Origin of the sequence: Geobacillus jurassicus NBRC 107829, assembly GCF_001544315.1 — a bacterium.
In the GTDB taxonomy this organism is placed as follows: domain Bacteria; phylum Bacillota; class Bacilli; order Bacillales; family Anoxybacillaceae; genus Geobacillus; species Geobacillus jurassicus.
Genome location: NZ_BCQG01000097.1, coordinates 1 through 4,853 on the forward strand (window position 1 = coordinate 1; position 4,853 = coordinate 4,853).

General features: G+C 46.3%; 3 protein-coding genes and 2 pseudogenes. 3 read left to right on the forward strand and 2 right to left on the reverse strand.

Translation table 11 applies throughout. From position 1 onward, the window contains the following. From GJ1_RS17055 to GJ1_RS17065, 3 genes and pseudogenes are all read left to right on the forward strand, one after another. The coding region (locus tag GJ1_RS17055) for an RNA-guided endonuclease TnpB family protein (RefSeq protein WP_157068418.1) at positions 1–832 on the forward strand (832 nt) is incomplete at its 5' end. A gap of 232 nt (positions 833–1,064) precedes the next feature. Continuing rightward, positions 1,065–1,412, forward strand: coding sequence for a hypothetical protein (locus GJ1_RS17060; RefSeq protein WP_066235039.1), 348 nt, complete (start codon positions 1,065–1,067; stop codon positions 1,410–1,412). Positions 1,413–1,768: 356 nt separating this feature from the next. Then, positions 1,769–3,420, forward strand: a pseudogene (locus tag GJ1_RS17065) (IS1634 family transposase). Positions 3,421–3,837: 417 nt separating this feature from the next. Here GJ1_RS17065 and GJ1_RS17070 read toward each other — a convergent pair. Together GJ1_RS17070 and GJ1_RS18765 are read right to left on the reverse strand one after the other, a co-directional pair. Beyond that, positions 3,838–4,425, reverse strand: a complete 588-nt coding sequence (locus GJ1_RS17070) for an ArsR/SmtB family transcription factor (RefSeq protein WP_066235041.1) — start codon at positions 4,423–4,425, stop codon at positions 3,838–3,840. Beyond that, positions 4,422–4,853, reverse strand: a pseudogene (locus GJ1_RS18765) (hypothetical protein); the annotation flags it as partial. The pseudogene GJ1_RS18765 and the gene GJ1_RS17070, both read right to left, overlap by 4 nt.

Consider the following 4,853-nt stretch of genomic DNA (forward strand, 5'->3'; position numbering starts at 1 on the left):
AACATTGGAGAAAAAAATAGGCGTACCCGTTGTCGTGCATCCCTATCAACAAACATGGCTTGATCAAATCATAGACGGGACTGCCAAACAAGGAACAGTTGCACTCTATAAAAAGAAAAAGAAATGGTGCGTAGCCATTCCCATCACGTTTGAAGTCAAACGACGGAAAGAAACAAAAGTAATGGGAATTGATCTAGGGCTAAGATATATCGCTGTTGCTAGTGTCGGAACCAAATCTTTATTCTTCAAAGGGAATCAATGCGCCTTCATACGCCGACGATACGCGGCTTTGCGAAGGAGATTAGGAAAAGCGAAGAAGCTCCATATGATTCGCAAAATCGGCGATAAAGAGTCCTGCTGGATGAAGGATATGAACCATAAAATCAGCCGTCAAATCGTCCGTTTTGCGCTCGCCAACGGTGTTGGCGTGATTCGGATGGAAGATTTGGCGGGGATTCGGAAACGAGCCGCTTCGGCCAAAGAAGCGGGACGAAGTCTTCATTCATGGGCGTTCCATCAACTGCAAACGATGATTGCCTACAAAGCCGAAATGGCGGGCATTCGGGTCGAGTGGGTGAATCCGACTTATACGAGCCAAACGTGTAAATGTGGACATCGGGAAAAGGAAAATCGCAATGGCATCCAGTTTACGTGTAAAAAATGCGGATACACCATCCACGCCGACTTGAATGGCGCGATCAACATCGCCAAAGCGATTTCGGGCTTCGCCGCCCAACCTAGCGCACTGGTCACAGGTGCGCCGCCCATCGGGGTACATCTTAACCCGATGGGACGGGGTGATGACACACCCCTGAACTTGGGCGTTGTCTGAACCAGAAATGGATGAGGACGCGAACGACCCAAGAATCCCACGCCCTTTAGGCGTGTGGAGTGTCAACAAATAAAACATTCATGAGTAATCTTTACTTCCTTTAGGAGCATTTTTAAAAGCCTCCTGCTCATAAAAAGGGAATAGAGAGAAGTTTAGTTTTGCGTTGTGTTGTCTTTTTCGATAAATGTAATCTTATAAAAAATTATTTTTCATACAAAGGAATGCAATTCGAATGATTAGAACTGTTGTTTTCGTCTTGGTTAGTTTACTCTTGACTAGTTGTACAGGAACAAAGTCTTTTGAAGGGACGCTTTATAGTATTGGAGAAAATTATTTTGTCGTGGACTGTTCCCATGAAGTAAAGAAAAGGAAAAATAACATAGAGGATATAAGCTATCCTTGTACAGTCCGAATCACAGATCAAACAAAATTCAGTGATGAAGATGGCAACAAATTAAGTGTTGACGACTTTACGGAAGAAGTAACTGTGAAAGTCATTCTTGCCACTCCTCAGACTATGAGTCAAAGTAAAGAAAGCAGAGACTTTGAAGCTAGGGAGATTATATTGCTTAATCGATAGAATCTGATCCTTCAAGTGAAAAAACTGCCCGTTCGGTCGCAGAAATTGATAGGTTGGTCATCTGGATTCTGGCGCTTTTAGGGCTGTTGTTTGTAAATGTATTGGTAACATATAGAATCTGGTCTTGGATTAAAAAGGGAATACTCTAAAGCTTTATCATTTCCGCCATCCCATATGGGGTGGTTTTTTGTTTCTTCATGTACAATTTATTCTAAAAAAGGATTGACATATAATTCTTTTTATGATTATTTTACGACTCACATTTCGCACCCTCTCAACGAAAATCGGGAGGATTTTTTCGTTCCGATGTCGAATGAATCCTTGACACACAAGGAAAGTGAAGGAGTTTTTCTCTCATGAACGCTCAAGTCAAAGCGGTCTATCACAATTCCTATTTGAAATAATAAGTGCCCTATTCAAGAAATGGGGCCTTCCCCCATTGATTGACCATCTCGTTCCCGCCCACCCGCAGTGCCAGACTCGAGCCAGCGATGCCGTTCAGGCCATCCTCTACAATATGTTTGACGGCCGGCAAGCCCTCGTTCACCTGGAGCGATGGGCTCAGGAGATCGATCTGGAAAAACTCATCCGTTCCGGGCTCCATCCTTCCTGGTTGAATGACGATGCGCTGGCTCGTCATCTCGACCGCTTGTATGAGGCCGACATTCACAAGGTCATCAGCACTTGCTTGATTCAGATTTATCGCAAAGAAGGCCTTTCCCTCCGAGCCTTTCACGCCGATACGACGGACAAGACCGTTTACGGTGCGTATGAATCGGCCTCGTTAGAGGCCCTGCAGATCACGCATGGCTACAACCGGCATCATCTTTGGCAAAAACAGATCGGCTTCGGACTGGTCGGCAACGAGGACGGCATCCCGTTTTACGGCGATGTGCACGACGGCAGCCTGCCTGACAAAACGTGGAATTCCCAAGTGAGATCCCGTGTCCATGAACAGCTCAAACAAGCCAAGATCGAAGACGAATGGATTTACGTGGCCGATTCCGCCGCGATGACGAAAGAGACCTTGGCGCAAACGAAAGCCGCCAACGCCTTTTTGATCACGAGAGGCCCTTCGTCGCTCCGGATCGTGAAACGAGCATTGGCCGAGGCCGCCAACATCACGTGGAGCGATCCCTTTGCGCTGGCCGAGAGAAACGGCGCCACGCACCGGGTATGGGAAACGACCTCGACATATGAAGGCCACCCGGTTCGGCTGATCGTCGTCGAATCGAGCGCGCTCGACCAGCGCAAAAGAAAAACGCTCGAAAAAGAACGGGTCAAAGAAGCGGAGCTTCTTCGCGAGGAACAAGAGCGTTGGGAGCGCCATCCCTTCTCCTGCCGGGAAGACGCGGAACAAGCCTTGACATCCCTCAAGGCGTCCCTTCGCCCTCGGTTTCATCGGGTCAAGGCCGCGGTCGAAGAGATCGTGCGTCCGAAAAAACGGCGCGGACGGCCGAAAAAAGGGGCGGAACCTGAGACGGAGACGCTGTACACCCTTCGCTTAAACGTCGAATTCAACCAACAGGCGTGGGAACAGGCGAGGCGGAAAGCGTCCCGGTTTGTCCTCGTGACGACCGTTCCGAAGGAATGGAAGGGTCAACCTATGGATGCCCAAGAGATCTTGAAGCTGTATAAAGGGCAAATCTCGGTGGAAATGAACTTCGCGTTTTTGAAAGATCCGTTTTTCACGGATGAGATTTACGTCAAAAAACCAGAACGGGTCGCCGTATTGGGCTATTTGTTTCTGTTGGCCTTGGCGATTTACCGTGTTTTTCAGCGCCGGGTGCGTCCGTTCATCACACCGGAACACCCGTTAAAAGGGGCTGGAGGCCGCAAGCTGACCCGGCCAACCGGACAGGCGATTTTTCAGCTGTTTCAATATGTGAACGTCATCCTGCTGGAGCTGCCGGATGGACGCATCCAACGCGCACTGGATCGCTCACTCACCCCTGAACAGCGAAGGATTCTGCAGGGATTGGGCATGGATGAGAGCATTTATGTGTAACGTGATACGGAACGACGAGCGATGGTAAAAAAAGGATTGCCATCGCTCGTCGTGTTGGTCGGAAAGTGATTCTAAAAAACTAAATAAAAAATCCTTTGTTTTGACTTTGTTAGGGTGCGAAATGTGAGTTAAACTTTTTCGTTGCATCTATATAGTTCGACAGCGACTAGGCAAACAAAATTCTGATCCCTTGATACAAAAGGGATCAGAGGCATTTGGGCATACTTTAGGTGTGTATCTAGGGGCGAGGATGGATGCCTAGAATCTTGGGAGACGGGTTCAGCTTTGAAGTGGCAAAGAGTTGCCTCTGTTTTGCCGCCAGTCCGGCTCATTGATCCAAGTTGTTGTTTTTCGCAGAAAAAAAGATAGCCCGCCCGTTGGGAGACCGCCTCAAAAGTCTGTCATTCCATGAGTCGGTTATTCCTCGTCCTCAACTTTGTAACTTAACAACACAAACACATACTTTCCTCGTTTGAAGCGATCTTCTTCTTTTAAGGCTTCTTTCACTTTAGAGGGTAATTCCTGATTGTCCCCTCCCAACTGATGAAAGAGATGATGATGGGTGTGCAGCCATTCCTCTCCGGTCATATGATGGTAAGAGATGCTTAGTTCCACATGATGTTGATATTGGTTTAATTGCTTGTTTTCCTCCAATTCTTTTTCCAATAACGAGAGCCCTGTATAAACAGTATTTTTTAATTCTTTCATGAGCTCTGATTTGTTTTCTGACATCATTTTTTCATTCAGCATCACATTTGTATCGATGTCGTTATTTCTACGATAGGATTTTTCGATTAAATTTCCGACCTGCTTTTCGCTTGCAACTTCTAATAGGCCGTATTCCTCTAACTTTTTGACATGATAGTATAGCCTCGATGGTTTTTCATTTAATTTTTCTGCTAGTTCCTTTACCGTTAAGGCATCGTTTTTCGTTAAGTCCAAAATTTTGTTTCGTTTTGGGTTAATCAAGATTTTGGCCAATTCCAAATCACTTAATTCTTTCATCCTTCTATGCTGCTCCTTTCTGTGTTGAATGCAATTTGGCTCAATTGTCGATATCCTTGGAAGAGTGGATAAGTACAAGTTGTCAGTACGAGCAAGATGCCGCTCGTTGCGGTTGCGTAAACACTTCCGATCACATCGGCATACCAACCGCCTATAATGATTCCTAGCATCATGGGAAAATTGGAGAACGTCGTCATTAAAGCAGAACCTCTACCCCTTAATTCTTGCGGCACAATAGAGATAAACAAACTATTAATCGGCACATTCACCAACGCATTCAATACTCCTACCATGGTGCACCAAGTATAGAGAGGAAAATCCCCCCAATTATGGACGAACACGTTCAAAGGCACAATACCCGCCATCCATACGCCAATAAACATCATTCCTATCCATAATAATCGATTAGCTGGGATGGTTTGAAGCCA

Bases quoted from the DNA above. Each gene is read 5' to 3' on its own strand.
- GJ1_RS17060 (WP_066235039.1), top strand. From the start codon at position 1,065: ATGATTAGAACTGTTGTTTTCGTCTTGGTTAGTTTACTCTTGACTAGT.
- GJ1_RS17070 (WP_066235041.1), bottom strand. From the start codon at position 4,425: ATGAAAGAATTAAGTGATTTGGAATTGGCCAAAATCTTGATTAACCCA.